Annotated in this window: 18 protein-coding genes; 10 read left to right on the top strand and 8 right to left on the bottom strand. The window is 51.6% G+C overall.

What is annotated here, in order from left to right:
• The first annotated feature begins 54 nt into the window (after positions 1-54).
• Both LDL70_RS12595 and LDL70_RS12590 read left to right on the top strand, forming a co-directional pair.
• Complete coding sequence (locus LDL70_RS12595; protein WP_225685206.1) at positions 55-204, top strand: hypothetical protein; 150 nt, start codon at positions 55-57, stop codon at positions 202-204.
• A 6-nt stretch (positions 205-210) separates the two neighbouring features.
• Positions 211-462: a hypothetical protein gene (locus LDL70_RS12590; protein ID WP_225685205.1), complete on the top strand. Its 252-nt coding sequence runs from the start codon at positions 211-213 to the stop codon at positions 460-462.
• 71 nt (positions 463-533) lie between these two features.
• Here LDL70_RS12590 and LDL70_RS12585 read toward each other — a convergent pair whose 3' ends face one another.
• From LDL70_RS12585 to LDL70_RS12575, 3 genes are all read right to left on the bottom strand, one after another.
• Entirely contained in the window at positions 534-1,346 is an 813-nt protein-coding gene (locus LDL70_RS12585) for an ABC transporter permease (RefSeq protein ID WP_022710625.1), read from the bottom strand.
• Positions 1,343-2,107 (bottom strand): ABC transporter ATP-binding protein, encoded by a 765-nt coding sequence (locus tag LDL70_RS12580; protein ID WP_225685204.1) that lies wholly within the window; start codon positions 2,105-2,107, stop codon positions 1,343-1,345. The genes LDL70_RS12585 and LDL70_RS12580 overlap by 4 nt, the downstream gene beginning before the upstream one ends.
• A gap of 206 nt (positions 2,108-2,313) precedes the next feature.
• Positions 2,314-3,363, bottom strand: coding sequence for an ABC transporter substrate-binding protein (locus LDL70_RS12575; RefSeq protein WP_022710623.1), 1,050 nt, complete (start codon positions 3,361-3,363; stop codon positions 2,314-2,316).
• A gap of 496 nt (positions 3,364-3,859) precedes the next feature.
• Here LDL70_RS12575 and asnB point away from each other — a divergent pair, with 496 nt between their 5' ends.
• The 4 genes from asnB (at position 3,860) to nadE (ending at position 8,768) form a co-directional block, all read left to right on the top strand.
• Positions 3,860-5,788, top strand: a complete 1,929-nt coding sequence (gene asnB, locus LDL70_RS12570; protein ID WP_225685203.1) for an asparagine synthase (glutamine-hydrolyzing) — start codon at positions 3,860-3,862, stop codon at positions 5,786-5,788.
• Between the two features lie 156 nt (positions 5,789-5,944).
• Positions 5,945-6,199 (top strand): acyl carrier protein, encoded by a 255-nt coding sequence (locus LDL70_RS12565; protein WP_022710621.1) that lies wholly within the window; start codon positions 5,945-5,947, stop codon positions 6,197-6,199.
• Between the two features lie 21 nt (positions 6,200-6,220).
• Positions 6,221-7,783: a class I adenylate-forming enzyme family protein gene (locus tag LDL70_RS12560; protein ID WP_225688559.1), complete on the top strand. Its 1,563-nt coding sequence runs from the start codon at positions 6,221-6,223 to the stop codon at positions 7,781-7,783.
• On the top strand, positions 7,776-8,768 hold the full coding sequence (gene nadE / locus LDL70_RS12555) for an NAD(+) synthase (protein ID WP_225685202.1): 993 nt from the start codon (positions 7,776-7,778) through the stop codon (positions 8,766-8,768). Before LDL70_RS12560 ends, nadE begins: the two co-directional genes overlap by 8 nt.
• A gap of 42 nt (positions 8,769-8,810) precedes the next feature.
• Here nadE and LDL70_RS12550 read toward each other — a convergent pair whose 3' ends face one another.
• Complete coding sequence (locus LDL70_RS12550; RefSeq protein WP_225685201.1) at positions 8,811-9,926, bottom strand: hypothetical protein; 1,116 nt, start codon at positions 9,924-9,926, stop codon at positions 8,811-8,813.
• Positions 9,927-10,253: 327 nt separating this feature from the next.
• On the opposite strand from LDL70_RS12550, the gene LDL70_RS12545 reads away from it, so the two are divergent.
• The 4 genes from LDL70_RS12545 to LDL70_RS12530 all read left to right on the top strand — a co-directional run bounded on the left by LDL70_RS12545 (position 10,254) and on the right by LDL70_RS12530 (position 15,757).
• Positions 10,254-12,461, top strand: a complete 2,208-nt coding sequence (locus tag LDL70_RS12545; protein WP_225685200.1) for a TonB-dependent receptor domain-containing protein — start codon at positions 10,254-10,256, stop codon at positions 12,459-12,461.
• Positions 12,462-12,708: 247 nt separating this feature from the next.
• Positions 12,709-14,337 (top strand): MFS transporter, encoded by a 1,629-nt coding sequence (locus LDL70_RS12540; protein ID WP_213599024.1) that lies wholly within the window; start codon positions 12,709-12,711, stop codon positions 14,335-14,337.
• A 189-nt stretch (positions 14,338-14,526) separates the two neighbouring features.
• Positions 14,527-14,922, top strand: coding sequence for a hypothetical protein (locus LDL70_RS12535; protein ID WP_225685199.1), 396 nt, complete (start codon positions 14,527-14,529; stop codon positions 14,920-14,922).
• Between the two features lie 10 nt (positions 14,923-14,932).
• Positions 14,933-15,757 (top strand): helix-turn-helix domain-containing protein, encoded by an 825-nt coding sequence (locus LDL70_RS12530; protein ID WP_221720091.1) that lies wholly within the window; start codon positions 14,933-14,935, stop codon positions 15,755-15,757.
• Here LDL70_RS12530 and LDL70_RS12525 read toward each other — a convergent pair whose 3' ends face one another.
• From LDL70_RS12525 to LDL70_RS12510, 4 genes are all read right to left on the bottom strand, one after another.
• Positions 15,758-16,690, bottom strand: coding sequence for a phosphatidate cytidylyltransferase (locus LDL70_RS12525; RefSeq protein ID WP_022710612.1), 933 nt, complete (start codon positions 16,688-16,690; stop codon positions 15,758-15,760). It abuts the gene before it with no gap.
• The gene (locus tag LDL70_RS12520) at positions 16,683-17,345 is read right to left on the bottom strand and encodes a 1-acyl-sn-glycerol-3-phosphate acyltransferase (protein WP_022710611.1); all 663 of its coding nucleotides are present in this window, start codon (positions 17,343-17,345) and stop codon (positions 16,683-16,685) included. Before LDL70_RS12520 ends, LDL70_RS12525 begins: the two co-directional genes overlap by 8 nt.
• A 100-nt stretch (positions 17,346-17,445) precedes the next feature.
• The gene (locus tag LDL70_RS12515) at positions 17,446-18,738 is read right to left on the bottom strand and encodes a phosphatase PAP2/dual specificity phosphatase family protein (RefSeq protein WP_225685198.1); all 1,293 of its coding nucleotides are present in this window, start codon (positions 18,736-18,738) and stop codon (positions 17,446-17,448) included.
• Positions 18,738-20,513 (bottom strand): bifunctional alpha/beta hydrolase/class I SAM-dependent methyltransferase, encoded by a 1,776-nt coding sequence (locus LDL70_RS12510; RefSeq protein ID WP_225685197.1) that lies wholly within the window; start codon positions 20,511-20,513, stop codon positions 18,738-18,740. The genes LDL70_RS12515 and LDL70_RS12510 overlap by 1 nt, the downstream gene beginning before the upstream one ends.
• Between the last annotated feature and the right edge of the window lie 61 nt (positions 20,514-20,574).

The following is a 20,574-nucleotide window of genomic DNA, read 5'->3' as shown; positions in this document are numbered from 1 at the left end:
TAACACTTTAAAAGTAGAGCATAATTTCTTAAGCTGATCCAAGTTTAAGGAATTATGCTCTACTCACGTGTGGTGCGTGATCGGAAAAACCGGCAGCAAGAAATTGCTGCCGGTTTTTTGTTCTTGCTTGCTGGATATTTAGGTGACAAACAGATTTCTCATTCTGAACCGCTGCTTTGTTATGCGGAAAATATAAAATTTTGAGGTCCCGTGAATAAGCTGCTGCGAATTATTCTGATTGTTGTGATGGCTGCAATCGCTGTTGCCGGACAGCGTTGGTATAGTTATGTGACCAATACTACAGATCCGTTTGATGAGGTTGGGATTGATCTGCAATCCTATATGCCTGCACCGATCCGCCATTGGGGTTGCATGCAGCTGAAAAAGAATTTCGGCACAAAAACTTTGCCGCCTTATGGTTGTCAGTCACCGGATAACAGCGCAAGCTGGATTGAGGGATAAGTCCTTCAGCAAGATACAAAAAAGGCGCGGACAGGTTATATTGTCCGCGCCTTTTTTGTTGTTATGCCGGATCAGCGCCAGCTGAGGAAATAATGTTCAACCCTGCCGATCATCCAGCTGGTAATCAGCCCCATGACGGAGAGGATAGTAACACCGGCAAACAGGCGCTCCAGATCATAGAGCGAACCGGCTTCCAGAATATAGGCGCCGACGCCATATTGCGCGCCGAGCATTTCGGCAGCAACCAGCAGAATAATGGCGATGGCGATGGAAACACGTAGGCCTGACAGAATGCCGGGCAGGGCACCGGGCAACACGATCTTGCGGATGATTGACCACCAGCGCAGGTTAAAACTTTGCCCCATTCGGATCAGGCTGCGATCCACATTATCAACCGCACCATAGGTTGCCACGACGGTCGGGGTGAAAGTACCGAATGCAATCAGCGCATATTTTGACATTTCATCAATGCCGAACCAGATGACAAACAGCGGCAGCAAGGCAATTTTCGGGATAGGGAAAATAGCGGCGACAAGCGGTACCAGACCGGCACGGACATAGGAGAACAGTCCAATCATTGTGCCGAGCAGCACACCGGCGAAAATCCCCATCGATGCGCCGACAATCAGTCGTTGCAATGACGGCAACAAATGTTGCCACAGCAGGCCGGTATCATAGAGCTGATAGAAGGTGCCCAGCACCGCAGAAGGGCGCGGCAAGGTCAGATTAGAAATAAAACCTGTGCGGGTGCCGATTTCAGCCAGTGCAATCAAGGAAATAAACAGCAAAGGCGCTATGAAACGTACTTTTACCGGCGCAAAACCACCGCCGCGAAAGGGTACAGGACGGGTAATGATTGTCTGATTATCTGATGGTTTTGTCATTTCAGCAGCTCCTGATCCGCAGCCATCGCTTCATCGCGCATGAGCGCCCATAGTTCCTGCTGCTTGGCATCCAGTACAGGGTCTGCGAGATGGCGCTGATCGAGAGGCGTGTCGATTGTCACTACCTGATTGATCCGCCCCGGACGGCGGGACAGCACCACAATTTTATGGCCGAGGCGCACGGCTTCAGCCAGATTATGGGTGACATAGACAGCGGTGAAAGGCTGGCGTGTCCAGAGCGATACCAGATCGTCCATCAGCAGCTCCCGTGTCTGGCTGTCGAGTGCGGAAAGCGGCTCATCCATCAGCATGACATCAGGGCGCACAGCCAGAGCACGGGCAATGGCAACGCGCTGTTTCATGCCGCCGGAGAGCTGTTTGGGATAGGCATCAGCAAAATCCGAGAGACGGGTGCGGGCCAGCACATCGGTAATTATACTATCCATCTCTTTGGCGGATAATTTGTGATCTTCCAGTACCAGCCGGATATTACCGGCAACCGTGCGCCAGGGCAGCAATGCAAAATGCTGGAAAACATAGGTCAGCGGATTGAGCGATGAAGGCGAAGGTTCTCCGACTTGCAGAACCTGACCGGATGTCGGCTGTTCAAGACCACCGATAAAACGGAGCAAAGTGGATTTGCCGCAACCGGAAGGGCCGATCAGACAGACGATCTGCCCCTGATTGATTTCAAGCGTGATATCACGCAAAACTTCGACCTTGCCGTAATGGTGGCCTACATTTTTTAACAGCAAATCCATGCAGTTTTTACTTCTTCTTGTCAGGGCGGCAGGGTTAAAGTGTATCCCGAAAAGTGTGAAGCGGTTTTCGGATAAGATACACGTAATAACAAAAAGATAGAGTATTTCTATAAATTAAAACAAACTAGAAATACTCGATCGCTACGGGCCCTGATATTTCGCGGAGGGGAGCCGGTTGAACAAAAGAACCGGCTCAGAATAGAAAATCAGATGGTTTTGACGTAGCTGGTGTCAAACAGCATTTCAGGGGTGATGGTGTCTTTTACCATCTTCTCGTCTTTGAACCAGTTGAGCTGTTCAGTGACAGATGCAAGAGACAGGGCAAGACCTTTGTTGATACGCATTGCGCCATTGACCAGATTGGTTTTTGCTTGTTCAAACGGCAAATCCATTTCCACATATTTATGGGCGATCTTGGCAATCGCATCGACTTCTTCCGCAGAAGCGGTTTTGTCGACCAGAGCCGCATTATAATCATCAATGGCTTTGGAATAAGCGCGGATGAATGCTTCGGTTTTCGCGCGTTCTTCCGCAGCATTTTTGGTGGAGGTGAAAACAGTTGTCACCTGATAATCCGGCGCAACATCAGAGACCAGACCGATCTGCTTGGCTGCACCTTCTGCAATCATCTTCTTGGCAATGCTTGGCTGAATAGCCCATGCATCAATCTGGCCGGAAGTCAGAGCGCCGACAACAGCGCCGACCTTCTGCAACGGGCGCAGGGTGATTTCAGACAGCGGAATATTGTTAGCCTTGGCAATTTTGTAAGCCATGAAATGGAAGGACGAACCGGCGGTAGTAATGCCGAAGCTCTTGCCTGCCAGATGCTTAGGCTCGGTGAGGCCGGCTTCATAGGCTTTGTTTGAAGCAAGAATGATCTGACCAGCGAGGCCTTTTTCTTCCTGCAGAGAACCGCCGATGACTTTTACCGCATTTTTTTCGGCGAGATTGATCAGGCCGCCGCTCATGGCTGTCACACCGTAATCGACATCACCACCGGCAATGGCTACGGCCATCGGCTGTGCGGCTTCAAAATATTTGAATTCCATATCGAGGTTTTCGGCTTTGAAATAGCCGCGTTCCTGCGCGATGAAGCTTGGTGCCTGACTGGCAAGGCGGATAATACCGAGCACGGCTTTAACCTGTGTGCTTTCCGCTCTGGCACTTAAAGAAAAAGGAGCACCCAGCACAGTCATGGCACCGGCTGCGCTGAGCCCTGCGAGAGTCTGACGGCGGGAGAGCTGGAATTTCTGCATCTGTATATCCTTACCAAAAGCGGTCAGGTGTATTGTTATAAGCGACAATATCCGATGATCCGCTGTCCGTGCCCGACGCTTTATTACGCAAAGACATGGAATTTTTTGCAATGATTTCGTGCGTTCTTGTAGAGCAAATTCATCGGGATTTGAAGTTAAAAGCAGTCAGATAGCTGTTTGTTCCTCGTAATTGTGAACGGATACAGCAATTTTAATTGTTGTCCGGCATAAAAATTTTGAATGAGCTTTGTGGTGCAGGGACAGGCATAACAGATCTGTGAAAGCAGAGTCGTTGCATGTGCTTCTCACCTATGAGCGTGTAAAATGCTGTTTGTTAATATTAAACTGACATTTCTTATCGTGCTGCCCTGTTCGTGAAAATGTTGTTTGGTCACAAGGCAGACTCTGCGATACAAGATTATGTGAGGCGGGCTTTTGCTGGCAAGTCCGGATTTTTCCGGTTGCTATTGCCGCCTATGTCAGCGGGAGCGTTATCGTGTGCGGATTAGCAGGCTATGTCGGGCAGATAAAAACAGATCAGGCGCCGGAGATTTTACTGCGCCGCATGGCAGATGCCGTTGCTCATCGCGGCCCTGACGAGCAGGGCGCTGTTGTTTTGAATGGGGCAGGTCTGGCGCATAAGCGTTTGTCCATTGTCGGGATCAGCGATGGCCAGCAACCGATGACAATGGCCGATCAGCGATATGTGCTGGTTTTCAACGGTCAGATTTTTAATCATGCAGAACTGCGCCGTGATCTGGAAGCACAGGGCGCACAGTTTCGCACGCATAGCGATACGGAAGTGATCCTGCATCTTTATGCCCGCTATGGCACGGATTGCCTGCGCTTCATGAACGGTGATTTTGCTTTTGCTTTATGGGATGTGCAGTTAAAGCGCATGTTCATTGCCCGCGATCGTCTGGGTGTGCGTCCGCTTTTCTATACCCATGCGGACGGGGTGTTATATTTCGCTTCGGAGATCAAGGCATTGCTGCGCGTGCCATCAGTACAGGCGGAGCTTGATCCGGTTGCGCTGGATCAGATTTTTACGCTCTGGGCACCGGTTGCGCCGCGTACAGCCTTCCGCAATATCTATGAGCTTGAACCGGCGCATATGATGATCTGCGACGAAAACGGTATGAAAATGCAGCGTTACTGGACGCTGGATTATCCGGATCGGGATGATGCCGCCGTCATTCATGATGCAGATGCTGCCGCAGAAGAACTGGAAGCTTTGCTGCAGGATGCCACAAATTTGCGTATTCAGGCAGATGTGCCTGTCGGCACTTATCTTTCCGGCGGGTTGGATTCATCATTGATTGCCGCTTTTGCGCAGCCGCTGACAAAAGGTGAGTTGCATAGTTTCTCCGTGGGCTTCGAGCAGGCGGATTATGACGAAAGCCGCTATCAGCAAATGGTGGCGCAGGCATTGCATACAAAACATCATTCGATCTCTATCGCGGAAGATGATATTGCAGCGATTTTTCCCGATGTTATTCAGGCTGCCGAAGTGCCGCTGGTACGCACCGCACCGGCACCGCTTTATCGTCTTGCACAATTGGTGCGGGAAAGCGGTATGAAGGCGGTCTTGACCGGTGAAGGCGCGGATGAGGTCTTTGCCGGCTATGATATTTTCCGCGAGGCAAAAGTCCGCCGTTTTTGCGCACGGCAACCGCAATCGCACATCAGGCCGCAATTGTTTCGCAAGCTCTATCCTTATTTGCCCGGCTTAAAAGCACAGACACCGGAAACTCTGGCTGCTTTTTTCGGTATTCACGGCACTGATATGGCGGATCCGCTTTATTCGCACCGGCCGCGTTTTAAGGCGACAAGTGCTGCCAAATTGTTTTTCTCCGGCGATCTGAAACGGGAACTCGGCGATTATGATGCGGGTGAGGAGCTGGCTTCCAAACTGCCGGAGCGGTTCGGGCACTGGCATGAGCTGCATCAGGCACAATATCTGGAGTGTCGTTTTCTGCTGCCATCCTATATTCTCTCCAGTCAGGGAGATCGTATGGCTATGGCGCATGGTGTGGAAACGCGCTTTCCGTTTCTGGATTATCGTCTGTCTGAATTTGCAACAAGGCTGCATCCGTCGCTGAAGCTGCATGGACTGACCGAGAAATATCTGCTGCGCCGTGTTGCAAAACAGCGTGTTCCGGCGGAAGTTTTACAGCGGCAGAAACAGCCTTATCGTGCGCCGGACAGTCATTCTTTCACCGGAAAGGGTGAGAAGGAATATGTCCGTGATCTGATGAGTGAAAACCGCATTGAGGAGAGCGGCTATTTTAACGCTAAAGCCGTGTCTAAATTATACAATAAGAATAAAGAACAAGGTCTGACTGGCTTCCGTGACAATACAGCCTATGTCGGTGTGCTTTCTACACAAATATGGCTGAAAAAATTTACAAGTTTACTGAGCTAGTTCGGAAAATTTAAGAATCCTATAGACTTTACTGTCAAAGTTATGTGTTAAGACAGCGAATAAAGTATAGTATTTTACGGACTTCATTAGAGTATTCTCAGATTGTTGCTGCGGCAGCTCTGGGAGTGTCAGAAATGATCGAAACAGGATATGAGCATGAGTGATACGATCAAAGACCGCTTACGTGCGTTCATTATTGAAAATTTTCTTTTTGGCGACACGGATTATGCGCTGGAAGATGATGCATCGCTGATCGATAATGATGTGATGGATTCCACAGGCGTGCTGGAACTGATTGCTTTCATTGATGAGGCCTTCGGGATCAAAATGGCGGATGCAGATATTGTTCCGGCTAATCTCGACAGCCTGTCAAAAATCACTGCCTATGTAACTGCCCGCAAAGCTGCCTGATAGCAGGCAATCTGTCCGATGATGCGTATCGAGAACCATCTTAAATTCCATGCACACAATACCAGCCACAAGACTGTGCTGGTAACCGGACAGGTGCGTCTTTCCTATGCGGAATTTAATGCCAAAGCTGAGGCTTTGGCGCATAGTCTGCGGGCGCAGAATGTACAGCGCGGAGATCGCGTTGTCATTTTCATGGATAATTGCTGGCAGGCAGCGGTATCGGTTTTTGCTATTCTGAAGGCCGGCGCGGTTTTCACGCTGGTGAATCCGTCAACCAAAGCAGATAAGCTCGGTTATATTCTGAACGACTGCACGCCCTCTGCTCTGCTGACACAGGCTAAATTATTGCCGGTTGTTGATGAGGCTGAGGCTTTTGCTGCAATACCGGCTTTGATTGCCGTTAAAGGCCCGAGCCGCTCCAAGCGTCCGCATCTGCTATTCGAGACTGCAGTTGAGCCGCAGGAAAATCAGGCTGAAATTATCAGCGGTGGCATTGATATTGATCTGGCCATGCTGATTTATACATCCGGTTCAACGGGTCGCCCCAAAGGCGTGATGATGACACATCGCAATATTGAGGCGGCGGCGACCTCTCTGACAGGGCTGCTGAAAAACACAGCTGATGATATTATCCTCTCTGTATTGCCGCTGTCTTTCAATTACGGGCTGTATCAGTTGCTGATGACAGTGAAGCTCGGCGCAACGCTGGTGCTGGAAAAGTCCTTTGCCTTTCCGCAGGCGGTGTTTGATGTGATGCGCGCGGAGAAGGTAACCGGATTTCCTATTGTACCGACAATGTCTGCGATTATGATGCAGATGCGTGATCTGACATCCGGTTTTCTGCCCGATCTGCGTTATGTTACCAACACTGCCGCACAATTGCCGGTGCCGCATATCGAGTTTCTGCAACGCATTGTGCCGGATGCAGAAATTTATTCCATGTATGGCATGACAGAATGCAAACGCTGCACATGGCTGCCGCCGCATATGATCAGCGAGAAGCCGGAATCGGTGGGTATCGCACTGCCGAATAGCGAAGTCTATCTGATCGATGAACAAGGCGGATCGGTGCCTGTGGGTGAAGCCGGTGAAATGGTGATACGCGGGCCGAATGTGATGCAGGGCTACTGGAACAATCCCGAGGCCAGTGCTGTGGTGCTGAGAAGCGGGCACAATCCGTGGGAAAAGGTTCTGCATACCGGTGATCTGCTGCGTATGGATGCAGACGGATATTATTATTTCGTCGGACGCAAGGATGACATCATCAAATCGCGCGGAGAAAAAGTACCGCCGAAAGAGGTAGAGACTGTGCTTTACACGCATCCCGCTATTCGGGAAGCTGTTGTAGCCGGTGTGCCTGATACAATGCTGGGGCAGGCGATCACCGCGATGGTGACCACCGCAGATGCAGAACTGACTGATAAGGAGATTATCCGGTTCTGCCGCCAGCATCTGGAAGATTATATGGTTCCGGTTTTTGTTCTGGTTACGGATGAATTGCCGCGAACCGATACAGGTAAAGTCAGCCGTCGTCTTGCGGCGGAAATATTGGCCAAACAATACAGGCAGTTTCAGGATGAATAAGATTCAAGAATTTTCTGCACAGACGATGGTGATTGATGCGGAAGCTGAGGTGGAGAAAATCACTGCTGCCTTGCGTCGTCAGCTACGCGGTCTGCGCCGCCGTGGTCTGGTTGTCGGTATTTCCGGCGGTATCGATTCCAGTGTGAGTACGGCACTGGCTGTACGTGCTGTTGGTGCGGATAAAGTCTTCGGTATTTTTATGCCGGAAAATGATTCCGACCCGCTGTCACTGGCGCTGGGGCAAAAGCTTGCAGGCACCTTTGGTGTACAGACAGTGATTGAGGATATCGGCCCTGCCTTGGCTGCCATGGGCTGCTATCGCCGCCGTGATGATTTTATCCGCTCGGTTGTGCCTGCTTACGGAGAGGGCTGGGCGTCGAAGCTGGTGATCAATAATGCTTCTGAAAATGGCGGCTATAATATTTCCTCGCTGGTGGTGCAGTCACCGGATGGTCAGCAGGAAAAAATCCGCCTGACACCGGAAGCATATTTAGGCATCGTTGCTGCTACCAATATGAAGCAGCGCATCCGCAAGCAGTTTGAATATTATCACGCGGATCGTCTGAATTTTGCGGTTGTCGGCACGCCGAACCGGCTGGAATATGATCAGGGCTTCTTCGTGAAGAACGGTGACGGTGCGGCGGATGTGAAGCCGATTGCTCATCTCTATAAGACGCAGGTCTATCAGCTTGCAGACTATCTGGGTGTGCCTGCAGAAATCCGTCAGCGTCCGCCGACAACGGATACTTTCTCGCTGGCGCAGACACAGGAAGAGTTCTACTTCTCCCTGCCATATAGTCTGATGGATCTTTGCCTTTACGCGCTCAATCACAATATCAGCGCGGCAGATACAGCTAAAGCCACCAATCTGGGTGAAGATCAGGTGCAGCATGTCTGGGCGGATATTGCGGCTAAACGCAAAACCACCAAGGCGCTGCATGAGCCACCGCTCTTGGTTGAGCCGGTTAAGGACTTTCTGTCATAATAAGAAAAAGCCGCCTTTTGAGGCGGCTTTTTTTATCGGTGTTTAAAGCGGATTGGCATAGAGCCTGTTCCAGAATTCTCCGGCAAGGCCGTTCACTAAGGCTTTCCCTTCAACAAAAGGCGGCAACAAAGCCGGATCCTGCGCCCAGACCATTGTTGAACATAAATGAGTGAAAGCAATGCGTTTCCCGAGCATCGCTTCCATCAGGTCCGGTTGTGTGCGGCCGCGAATGGCGACAGCACCGTTGGAGGCTGCATGATGGATCAGCGTGTCAATCATCTGGCTTGCTGCTTTCGGGTCACTGAAGAATTCCAGCACACGCGCTGTTTTGCCAGATTCTAAGTGATAGAGAAAAAGGCCGAGATTTTTGCCGGATTTAGTACCCGCTTTGACCATATAGGCCTTGCCATATTCAGGCTTTTGCAGGGCATCTTCCAGACGGTTCAGCAATTGCTCCGTATTCCATTGCGGCCGGCAGGAAAAGCTTTTCGCGTAATACTGGTAGAGCTCAGCAAATTCTGTTGCATCAATATCCGTGCAGGTCAGTTGCTGAGCCGTTGGCCAGTCCGATGGTGTGGCTGACCAGCGCAGGCTTTTACCATGCATGGCATTGCGTTTACGATCATCAAATTTGCGGGCGAAGGGTTGCAGCATCGCGAGAGGTTTGAGCTTGCTGCCTGCGATTTCTGTCATGAAGCTGAGCGGGCGAATAATCCGCAACCAGTCAAGGCTGTAATTGGTGAGCTGAACCGCATCCAGTTTTTTCCAGATCGCTGCTGCAACCTCACTGGCTGTTTCGGTTATCATCAGATCATAACCGTCTTTTTGCAGGCTGCGCATCAGTTTGACACCACCCAGAGGATTATGCTGATGATCCTCAACCATCAATGTACTGACAATGGCGGTGCGCAGTGTTTTATTGGTCGCCTCACAAAAATAATCAAAATAATTCACGCCGAGAAAGCCGCTGACATTGCCGTTTTTATCGAGCAGAACTTTGGAGGCAGGCACCGTCTCTCCGGCAAAACGGATATAAAGCCGCTGAAGATAGGCGATCAGTTCAGCAGACGGTTCCTTGTCGCTTTTTCGGAATATTTTTTGAAAAAGCTTAGCGACTACCGGTATATCCGCTTCTGCTAAGGATCGGATTTCAGTCATGGTCAGTTTATCCCGTCGTTAGAGTCTGACATTCTGCACATTCATCTGCGCATTATACCTGCTCTGCTTCCCGCTTCTGCTGCTGACAGCTGTCGCTTGGCTCTTGGTTGATAATCATACTATGCGGGATAAACCCTTTAGAATCTTTTACTTAAATGTTGGGACTGTCCCGCAGAAAATTGTGATCAATATAAACTTGACTCTTTTTATCAAGTTTATTATTCCCGAGGCATAAGAGCGAAACTTACTCTTCAATTGCTGCTTTTCAAAACTTGTCATGATTATGCATGGCAGGACAGACGACGTCTGCCTGCCAAAGGGGGTACTATGTCTGTTGTCAGGCACTGTCTGCGCGCATCTTTCGCCGGTACGATTTTGAGCCTTACGGGTTTGAGCATAACCGGTCTCGGAATTTTTACAGGCATGGCTGCGGCACAGCAGCGGGAAACAACCACACAGGATGCGGCAAAAGATAAAGCTGCGGGGAGCGCCACACAGCTGCAAACAATTACAGTCACCGGTGGTCTGAACGGGCCATTTGCTCAGGGTGACGGAATATATCGCACACCCGCACCAGTCAGTTCTGTAAGCAGTGATGTGCTGCAGCAGCGTTTTGGCGGCGATCCGCAAGCGGCATTGCGCTCGACACCCGGTGTATTCACCCGTCAGCAATCCAGTCAGCCCGGCATTGAGGTGAATATTCGCGGGATGAGTGGTTTCGGCCGTGTGAATGCGATGATTGATGGTGTGCCGCAGACATTCCGTAATGTGGCAGGCCATGCTTCATCCGGCGGTACCTTGCTCTATGTGCAGCCGGAACTGCTTGGCGGCATTGATGTGAGCAAAGGTGCCGTAGGAGGCGCCGCCGGTATGGGGACTCTGAGCGGCGCCGCAAATTTTCGCACACTTGACTTTGACGATATTGTTTTGCCGGGGCGTGATGTCGGTGTGCTGACACGCTGGAAAGCCGGAACCAACGGGTTCCGCGGCTCGGGTATGCTGGCAGGTGCCGCGCGTGCCAATCTGAACAATGATAAATCCAGCAATGTCAGTATTCTCGGAGCTTTTGCGCGCACGTCTTACGGTACATTTAAAAATGGTGACGGTGTTTATGTCGATAGCGGGCGCGATGCTACCAACCGTCCGGGTGGCGGGCTGATCAAATTTGAAATTGCACCATCCGCCGAGCATAATCTTAAACTTGGTGCGCGCTGGTATGAGAACCGGTTTACCTATGCCAATTACGAGCAGGATCTGAAGAACGCGTCATACACTGCCAATTATGCCTATACGCCGGATGATAATGACTGGATCGATCTGAAGGTGAATGCCTATTATAACCGCACCAATATGGATTATGCGGCGACCGGCGGCAGCTATCGCGGACGCAAAACCGATAATCGCGGCTATGGTTTTGACATTTCCAATACCAGCAAAACAATGCTGAATGATGATGTACAGCTCAAACTGTTCTATGGCGGGTCTTTTGGCAGCGATGAATATGTCATCAACAGATATCGCGGTGCGAACCCTCCGGGTAGCTTAAAGAAATCCAGCGGTTTTACCGACGCAACTTTGTCGTGGAATATTTTCACGCTGACCGGCGGTCTGCGTTACGATCACTGGAATGTTGAAGGCTATCAGCCTGCCTATGCGGCAGGCACAGGGGATTGTCCTGCTGGCGGGCCTGTCTGCGGTAACAAGGATATTGAGCGCAGCAGCGGCAAATGGTTGCCGAAAGTCTCTCTGACCGCACAGCCTTATGACGGGCTGGAGCTTTATGCGACCTATGCCCATACTTTCCGCCCGCCGACGGTGCAGGAAATGTTCTTCTCGCTGATCCCGATCGGTGCAGGGCTCGGCAGTGGTATTGCCAATAATCTCAATCTTGAGCCGGAATATAGCAAAGGCTGGGATATCGGGGTGAACTTCACAGAAGACGGTTTACTGCGCAGCGATGACAAGTTCCGCCTCAAAACCGGCTTCTTCCACAATTCCATAGAGAATTTCGTCGTCAATGATTTTGTTAATGTGCCTAATCGCGGCCCGACAGCAATGTGGATCAACCGTCCGGGCATTACCAAAATGTATGGCTGGGAGATTGAAGGCAGTTACGATCTCGGCTTTTTCTATACCAATGTCTCTTATACCAAAGCCAAGACCGATCAGCCGATTGGTGAGGGGGCCGGTGCGGGGAATGGTGATGCCTTCATGATACCGGATCAGTATGGCACGCTTGATGCAGGTTTCCGTCTGTTTGACGAGAAGCTGACTTTGGGTGCGCAGGCACGTTATTTCGGCAAAAGCAGCTATGCCGGATTTGGTACAGATTTTGGCCAGAAATTCGCACTGCCAAGCTATATTCTCTATGATCTCTACGGTTCGTATAAGCTGAAGGAAAATGCGGAATTGTTCTTCTCGGTTGAGAACGTGGCCAATAAAAATTACCGCGTCGCTGTTTCCGGCCCATTGGGTGAGAATGAATATTCAGGAAAAGGCCGCAGCTTTATATTCGGTGCCAGTGCCAAATTCTGATCTTTGCCAGATAGTCTGATTACAAAAACCGCCGGACAAGTTCCGGCGGTTTTTTATTGTTTGAAGAAAAAATTTCACAGTTGCGTCAAAATAGCCAGTACGTCTTTTTTCAATGTTGCCTATGGTACGGGCATAAGGTTCGCTGGCAGCTTGCACATTGATTTTACAGGCTGTTTGAATTTTTCAGTGTGATTATTACACCGAACCATGCATGATGGAGCATCTGCTTCGGATAGGAAATTCTGCGGTGTCGCAAAGTGTATCCCCTTTAGCCCCGTTTAAACATAAAGCTTTTCGCTCTTTATGGACTGCAACGCTTGCTTCCAATCTTGGCGGGCTGATCCAGACAGTCGGTGCAGGCTGGATGATGACGACCATCGCGCAATCCTCCAATATGGTGGCGCTGGTACAGGCCTCCACCACTTTGCCGGTGATGTTTTTCTCGCTGTTTGCCGGTGCTTTAGCTGATAATTTTGACCGCCGCCGTATCATGCTGATTGCCCAGTTTATGATGTTGCTGGTGTCGCTGATGCTGGCGATTTTCGGCTATATGGGCTGGCTCACACCATGGCTTTTGCTGAGTTTTACATTCCTGATCGGCTGCGGCGGCGCTTTGCATAATCCGTCATGGCAGGCCTCGATGGGCGATATCGTGCCACGCTCTGATCTGCCGGGAGCGGTGGCGCTCAACAGCATGAGCTTTAATGCCATGCGTAGTATCGGCCCTGCGATCGGTGGTTTTATTGTGGCCGTTGCCGGTGCCGCTTTTGCGTTTATTATCAATGCTGTCAGCTATATTCCGTTGATTGTTGCGCTGCTGCGCTGGAAGCCGCAGGTGACGCAATCCACGCTGCCGCGTGAGACCTTTGGTCGTGCCGTTTCCGCCGGTCTTCGTTATGTTTCCATGTCACCCAATCTGATCAAGGTGATGTTTCGCGGCTTTCTTTTTGGCTTGTCAGCCATTGTTGTGCTGGCTTTGCTGCCGCTGGTTGCGCGCGATCTGGTACAGGGAACGGCGCTGACCTATGGTATTATGCTCGGCGCATTCGGCCTTGGTGCGATTGCCGGTGCATTCACCTCCGGTGAACTGCGCGAGAAATTCGCCAATGAAACCATTGTGCGCGGTGCATTCATCGCTTTTGGTATCAGCGTCTATCTGCTGTCTTACAGTCATTCGGTTATTTTAAGCTGCCTGTTATTGCTGCCTGCCGGTGCGTCATGGGTGCTGGCTTTATCGCTGTTCAACGTGACCGTGCAATTGTCCACGCCGCGCTGGGTGGTGGGACGTGCTTTGGCGCTTTATCAGACCGCTACTTTTGGCGGCATGGCCGCTGGTAGCTGGCTCTGGGGTTCAGTGGCTGATGGTTACGGCCCTGAAACGGCTTTAAGCGTTGCAGCCTTCACGCTGGTTGGCGGTGCGCTGGTCGGTCTGGTGTTCAAATTGCCGGAATTCGACAAGCTCAATCTTGATCCGCTCAATTCATTTTCCGAGCCGCAATTGCGTCTGGATATCCGCCCACGCAGTGGTCCGATTATGGTGATGGTGGATTATCATATCGAACATCATAATGTTCATGCCTTTCTGGAAGCGATGGCTGCGCGCCGCCGTATCCGCATTCGTGACGGTGCACAGCAATGGGCATTGCTGCGTGATCTGGAAAATCCGGACATCTGGACAGAGACTTATCATGTGCCGACATGGGTGGAATATGTCCGCCATAATCAGCGCCGTACCTATGCAGATGCTGCAGTATCCGAGAAATTACTGTCGCTGCATAAAGGGCCGGAAAAACCGCGGGTGCATCGTATGATTGAACGCCAGACTGTGCCTTTGCATGATGATATGCCGCTGAAGCCGCATATTGAAATCACCTGATTGGGACGCCAGTCGAAAATTTAAAAACGCCGGTCTGATCGTCAGACCGGCGTTTTTTATTGTCACCACTGTGTTGGCCGGAATGAAATATTTTATGGCACCATGACAGAATGACGCCAGCATGATAAAACTATACGAATTATCTCATATTTTAACGCCGATAACAGGCGTATAGTTTATGAGGCAGATATGCAGATTGATATTCAGGATTTTCCGCTGGTGCGGATGGATTATTCCGGTGCAGGTAAGCAGAGTATTGAAGAAACATTGCAGATTTTTGAGCAATGCCTGCAACGCAAACAAGCTTTTGTCTTTCTTGGCTGGGCTGCGGATTTTGACAAGGATCCGGGTGAAAGTGTTGCTGACCGCCGTGCTGTCTCTCTGTGGATGAAACAGCACAAAGCTGATTTACGTGATTACGTGAAGGCGATGTATTATGTTGAGCCAAGTGCAGTGAAGCGCTTGGCGGCGAAAGCTTTTGCAGTCATTTACGGCAAGTTCTGGGGGCATCCGATGATTGTCACGGAGAGCCGCGATGAGGCTGTAAGACAGGCCTATGAACTTTTAGGATTATCATCAGAGTAACGGTGATTTTATGTTTTTCACGACAGATTTTCCTGATTATGCTTTGCCGGATCAGATCAACCGTCCCGTGGTTGTCATGGGCTTATCGATGGTTGTTGATGGCTGGGAGTTTCCGCGCCATTCCCATCGCAAAGCGCAGCTTTTATTCAGCGCCAGTGGTGTGGTGACAGTTGAAACGGATAGCGGCGTCTGGGTTGTGCCGCCGCAATGCGCTGTATGGATACCGGGTGGGTTATTTCATAAAGCCAGAAGCTCCGGCGAGGCACGCGGTTTCGGTCTGTTTGTTGCGCCGGACGTCGTTGACGGTTTGCCGGAGACGTGTTGCAGCGTTTCCGTCTCGCCTTTGCTGCAAAGCCTGCTGGAAAAAGCTGCGGGCTTTGACCCCTGCTATAATGAAGACGGTGCAGAGGGCAGGCTCATCACTGTGTTGCTGGATGAATTGGTGGCTGCACCATTGGAGCAATTACATCTGCCGATACCGGCGGACAGCCGTTTGCGCAAGCTGACCGATATTTTACTGGATGATCCGGCAAGCCACGCGACCTTGGAAGAATGGGCGCATCGTATCGGCATGAGCGAGCGTAGTCTGAGCCGGTTATTCAGCCATGAAACCGGCATGAGTGTCGGGCGCTGGCGGCGGCAATTGCATGTGATAACCGGTGTGCAATTGCTGACACAAGGGCGGTCAATCCAGTCGGTGGCTTTTGATCTGGGCTATGAGAGTGCCGGTGCTTTTGTCACGATGTTCCGCAAAGCAGTCGGCACACCGCCGGGGCGTTTTCTGGCCGAACGGCGCTCGTCATGGAACCTGTTTCGCGGCGCAGCTATACATTAATTACGTCCAGAAATAACGGATCAGGTGGAAGAACACCGGCGCGGCGAAAACCAGACTATCGGCGCGATCCATCATGCCGCCATGGCCTTCAATCATATGTCCCCAGTCTTTTACGCCGCGGTCACGTTTAATCGCTGAAGCGACAAGGCCGCCGAAGAAACCCATGATACAGGCAATGGCTGCAAGGCCGCCTGCCTGTAGCGGGGAAAAAGGTGTGAGCCATGACAGCGCTGCACCAAGCAAAGATGCGCTGGCCACGCCGCCGATCAGGCCTTCCCATGTTTTGGACGGGGAGACTTTCGGCGAGATACGGTGTTTGCCGAATAATTTGCCGAAGATGAATTGCAACACGTCGCAGCCCTGCACCACGGCGATCAGAAAGGCAATCAGCAGCATTTGCCGGCCTTCAAAACCTTCAATATGCAATGTCGCGAGAGCAGGCACATGGCTGATGCAATAGACCGAGAGCATAATGCCCCATTGCTGCTCGGAAATACGCTCGAGAAACCGGCTGGTATTGCCCCAGAGTGCTGTCAGAACCGACATGGCCAGAAACACATAAACGGGAATGAAAATGGAATAGAGCCCGTACCATTCTACCCAGACCAGATAATATTGCACCGGAATGACAATGAGGAAGGCACCGAGCAGCAGCCAGTGATCGCTGCGATGCGTATGGGTGAGGGTCACATATTCCCGAAGTGCTGCGAAAGAGACCAGTCCGAACAGAATGACGACGCCGGTCTTTCCAAACAGAAAAGCGATGCTGATCGCGGCAATCATAATCCACCACGCACGAATGCGTGCATTGATATTGCTGAGCGTGGAAGGCAGCGGTTTGGCACTGCGCCAGCTGATTAATGCGGCAGCAAGGCTTGCAACTGATAACAGCACGACCAGTCCGATCAGCAGAAGATTGGTTTCTTCAGTCACGATGTTCTCCGTCGGAATGGGGGCTGAGTGTCAGCAAGGCATGTTGTGCACGGTGCAGGAAGTTTTTGCGTTCTTCATCCGGTTGCAATTGCAGCGGCGCACCGAAAATCACGCGGCATAATAGCGGCACCGGCAGAAATGTGCCTTTCGGCAAAACGCGGGACATATTCTCAATCCAGCAGGGCACCAGTTCCACATCCGGCCGCGCTTTGGCGAGATGATAGAGACCGGCGCGAAAACGCAGCAGCGGATCGTCTGTCATATTGCGGGTGCCTTCAGGGAAAAAGATCAGCGACTGGCCGCTGTCGATTGCACGCAGCATCACCAGTAACGGGTCTTCACTGCGCTCAATCCAGTTCCGCTCCACCAGCACTGTGCCGAGCAGCCGCGTGGCAATGAAGCGGCGCAGGCGGTTGCTGTTCCAGTAATCGGCACCGGCAACGGCGCGGGTTCGCGCCCGTTCGCCTAAGGGCAGTGAGGAGGACAGCAGGATGAAGTCACCGTGGCTGGTGTGGTTAGCAAAATAAATGCGCTGTTTGCGGGACGGAACTGTGCCGCTCCAGATCGGACGCACGCCGGTAATGGCGCGGGAAAAAAAGGCCAGAACCATGCCGGAGAAAATCTGTAATACTGAATGCGAGTCCGGATCGGCCATGAAGAACAGTCGTTTTTATTTTGCTTCACATTAAATTCAGCAAGTAACAGAATAAAAGCACTTTCCGCAATCATTTCTTATTTGTGTGAATTACGCTGTTTTATTGATGATCCGGATAAAGACGCACCGGCCTGCCGGTTTTGCGGATCAGTTCCTCGGCCTGCTGACTGTCCGCCACATGGCCGCTTTCAACCAGCCAGCGGGCAATGAGATTGGCACTGCGCTGATAGCCCAAGGCACAACAGATCAGTGTCGGGCGCGGCGCATTATGCATTGCCATGACTGCGGCCTGCATGGTTGCAGGCTCCGGCTTTGCAAGATCCATCAGCGGAAAAGCCTGCCAGCGGGATTTGATATGGCGTGGTGCGATACACTCCGCAGTCATATCAATGATACAGGCATAATTTTGTGTTTCTGAGCGTTTCGGGAAACGCCCGAGATAGAGACCTTCAATAATTTTGACCGCTGACGGTTCGCGCCATGTCCATGCGATACGGTTGAGCCTGAAAAAAATGCGCAGCGGTAAAAAGAGCCAAAAGGAAGCGAGGCTGACAGAGCCGTCAGGACGCTTTTGAAAGATTTTTGCGCCGCTGCCGCTATAGCCAAAGCTCAGCATCAGCAAGGCCAATGCAGGCCAGAGCAGGAGCAGAATTGCCGGATGCCCGCCGGTGAATGTGAGTGCAAGTAGCGCAAGACCGGCAGCACCATAGATACGCATGAATTTACGGGACTTGGAATCGCGGGTGAAACGGTAATTCTGCCAGGGGGCATCGCCTTCACGGGGAAACAGCCACAGAGCAAACAGACCGAGCAAAGCACCGGCCGGAACATCAATGAAATGATGCTGCCAAGTGGTGAGAACAGACAGAGCAATCAGCAGGCACCAGCCATGCCAGATCATGCGCCAAGGTGCGGGTAGTCTGTCACGCAGATGATCCCAGATGATAATTGCCAGTGCAATATGCAGGGAGGGTGCCTGATTGAACGGCTGATCGAAATTTCCGAGCATGGCAAATAACCAACCCGAAAAACCGGTTGTGACAGGTTTTTCCCATGTGATGGTCAGCGGAAAAGTGATGAAACAGACAAAGGCAATGCATTGCGCTGTGAGATAGCGGCCGATCAGCCGGTTTTGCGATTGCCTGTCGGTAGCGACCAAAACCGCGACAGCGTAGAACAGGTTGAGCGACCAATAGGGGATGATCGTCCAGCCCCAGAACGGAATTTGCTGTTCCCAGTCAAAGACAATCTCCGGCACTGCAATACGCTGCGATGCCAGCCAGTTTGCCAGCCCGTATGTTGCATAGAATAGTGGGGCAAGCAGGAGCAACCACAGCACGCCCCGTTTTATCAATGCCGGATCTGTTTTATGCACTTCGGATTTAAGCTGCATTATTGCTCAATACGTTGCGCCAGTGACACGGTGAAAATGCCCCATTGGTCGATGCGCTGTTCAATCTTGCGGAAACCTGCGGCCTCCACCAGCTGATCCATTTCATTCTGCGTGCGGCGGCGCATCACCCATGCCTGTCCACCACGATGGGAGGTGAGCGCACGGGCAATCATTTCCAGCTGCGGATGCCAAGGCTGATTGGTGTAGATCAGATAACCACCACTCTGAACTGCTTGTGCCAGCCCTTCCAGTGATTGCGCGATCTGGTCATTATCAGCGAAGAGTTCATAAAGGCCGGAAACAATTGCGAGGTTGGGCGCTGTCTCCGCGTCTGTGCCAAGGGCAGCGAGCGCTTTGGTGTCGAACGCATCACCTTCATGGAATTCGGCTTTGCTTGAGAGATTGCGTTCCGCAATCAGTTGACGACCGGCCAGCACATTGATCGGTGAATAATCCTGCAAGCGCACCGAGGCGATTTCATCGTCCTTGGTGGTGAGTGCATCCAGTACATAGCGTCCGTGACCGGCGGCAATATCGAGAATGCGTGCCGGTTTGCCGTCATCCTGCAAACGGGTGATAGCCTGCCGGATCAGCTCTTCCAGATGGGTTTTACGCTGGCGGATACCGCGCCAGCCAATAGCGTTGAGGAAGGTCTTATCGGTATAGCGGCCGCCCCAGCCTAAGCCCTTCACCTTATTGCGATAAACATAATCGAGCGTGGAACCGGAATCGAAACCGGTGCGGATACCGGTTTTCAATCCTTCCGAGAACAATCCGCCGATACGGATAGAAGCACGGGTCATACCCCAATAAGCCCCGCGCGGACTGGTAATCGCCAAAGGTGTGGACAGACGGTCTGCTTCATCACGGGTAAAGCCCTGAATATGCGCATCAAGTAGTGAGCTTTGTTGCGGAGCCTTGGCAAACTGCTGCTCAATGAAAGGCCGGATTTTGGCAAAAGCCAGTGCGCGGTCACGCTCGCCCAGCGTGTCATGATAGAAACCTTTCAGCACATGGCGCTCTTTAATCGGGCCTGCGAGATTTTCGTAAAAACGGTGTTGCGGCGCATCGCGAACCACCCAGTCACGACCGGAAATCAGCACCTGTGTCGGCGTGGTAATCGCACGGGCATCGCGGACAATCCGGTCAGCATTTTCATAGAGTTCCAACAGAATATTGGAAGCAATCGGGCGGGTAATCAGCGGATCATTTTCAAAGGATGCAATGCGCTCTTTATCATGGGTGAGAAAGCGGGCTTTGACATAGGAATTGACGAAGAATGTGCCTTTGAGCTTCTGCCAGAGCCAGATGCCTTCTTTGGCCAGCGGCACATAAAGTTTAACGTCAAAAGCCGGTGCAGCCAGCACCATGGCGCGGATCGGCGGTGCATAATCATGCACCCATGTAGCACCGATAACCGCGCCGACACTTTGTGCAATCAGCGCCATATCCTGTAAGGCGAAACCGTCTGTCTCGGTGATATGGCGGGCAAAGCAGTCAAGGTCGCGCACCGTGGTTGCAAAGGAAGGCGAATAGCCGCGCTGCCCTTGGGTCAGGCCGTGACCACGAGCGTCCCATGCATAGAAGCTGTAATTATCCAGCCCGAGTTCTTCGACAATATGCGCGACACGGCCGCTATGTTCGTGACCGCGATGCAGAAGAATGATGGCACCTTCCGGCTTTTCGCTCAAAGCTGGCCAGTAGCGGAAAAAGATTTCCTGCCGGTCATGGCTGATAAAATGCCGCTCAGTGCAATCGCGTTTTACCGAAGTCATAGGCCTGTCTTTCTTAAGTAGGCGTAGGAATAGATGTTGTTTTGCTATTTATTGTAAGTCT

This window comes from Pseudochrobactrum sp. XF203 (assembly GCF_020341615.1).
In the GTDB taxonomy this organism is placed as follows: Bacteria; Pseudomonadota; Alphaproteobacteria; order Rhizobiales; family Rhizobiaceae; genus Pseudochrobactrum; species Pseudochrobactrum saccharolyticum.
This window is presented reverse-complemented; position numbering and strand designations above follow the sequence as displayed.